This is a genomic window from Halomonas llamarensis (genome assembly GCF_023555005.1).
In the GTDB taxonomy this organism is placed as follows: domain Bacteria; phylum Pseudomonadota; class Gammaproteobacteria; order Pseudomonadales; family Halomonadaceae; genus Vreelandella; species Vreelandella llamarensis.
In genome coordinates this window covers 1-1,104 of sequence record NZ_JAMJPJ010000079.1, presented here as the reverse complement: position 1 = coordinate 1,104, position 1,104 = coordinate 1, and the positions used below count along the sequence as shown (strand labels likewise).

At 63.3% G+C, this 1,104-nt stretch carries 2 protein-coding genes; both read left to right on the top strand.

All coding sequences use genetic code 11. From position 1 onward, the window contains the following. On the top strand, positions 1–563 hold a 563-nt coding region (locus M8006_RS17620), incomplete at its 5' end, for an AAA family ATPase (RefSeq protein WP_250084504.1). A 2-nt stretch (positions 564–565) separates the two neighbouring features. After that, the coding region (locus M8006_RS17615; protein ID WP_250084502.1) for a hypothetical protein at positions 566–1,104 on the top strand (539 nt) is incomplete at its 3' end.

Below are 1,104 nucleotides of genomic sequence, written 5' to 3'. Positions count from 1 at the left end.
TGCACCGCGCCTACTACGTCGAGTGCCGTGAAAGCTGGACGAAAAAGGCGTTCGTTGTCGCTGTGCTGCGCGAGATGGGCATCATCCCCATGAAGACGCTCAGCGAGATGGTCGACCAGATCGCCGAGCAGCTCTCGCGCTCCGGCCGCCCGCTGATCATTGATGACGTCCAATACGTGATCGACAAAGCCGCCGCCAACGTGCTCACCGACATCTACAACGCCAGCCAAGGCACCTTAATCCTGATCGGTGAAGAGCGCGTGCCTGCCTCAATGGCCCGCCTGGAACGCCTGCATAACCGCGTACTGGAATGGGTGCCCGCCCAAGCCGCCAGCCTGGAAGACGTACGCGCCCTGGCTGACAAAAGCTATCCCGATATCGAGATCGACGACGACCTGCTGGAAGTCGTCAACAACCGCGTAAAAGGCTCCCTGCGCCGCGTCGCCGTCAACCTCTACCAGATCCACTCTGAAGCCACCGCCAACGGCTGGACGATGGTCGGCATGCGGGAATGGGGCGAGCGTGAGATCCACACCGGCCAACCACCGGCGCGGAGGGGCTGATCATGACAAAGACAGGCATGGCAAAACGTAAACCCCAACTCAACGCCCAAGGGCCAAAAGTGGACCGCCAGGCGGTCTGGGAAACCCTGCGCGACATGCACGGCAAAGGGTTGGCCATCACCACGGTCGATGTATCGCTGCTGATGCCCGATGCGGTCAGCCAAGGGCGGGTACGCGACTACCTGAACGCCCTCGAAAAAGGCGGCTACCTCGCGCGCACTGATGCACCCCGCAAAAGCGGCGAGCCGGTGCAGTACACCCTGGTGAAAGACGTCGGAGTAGAAGCCCCGCGTGTGCGCAAAGACGGCTCAACCCCCACCGGTGGCCTTGGCCGTGAACAGATGTGGCGCACGCTCAAGATCATCGGCGACTGCAACGCCCGCGAACTGGCGGACGCCGCGACCACGCCCAAGGTCGAGATCGCCCAACCCACCGCCAATGAATACCTGCGCTTCCTGGCAGCCGCCGACTACGTCGCCGTTATTCGCGCGGGCGGGCCTGGCGTGCTGACCCGTTACCGCCTGGTCTCCAGCCGCTGGAC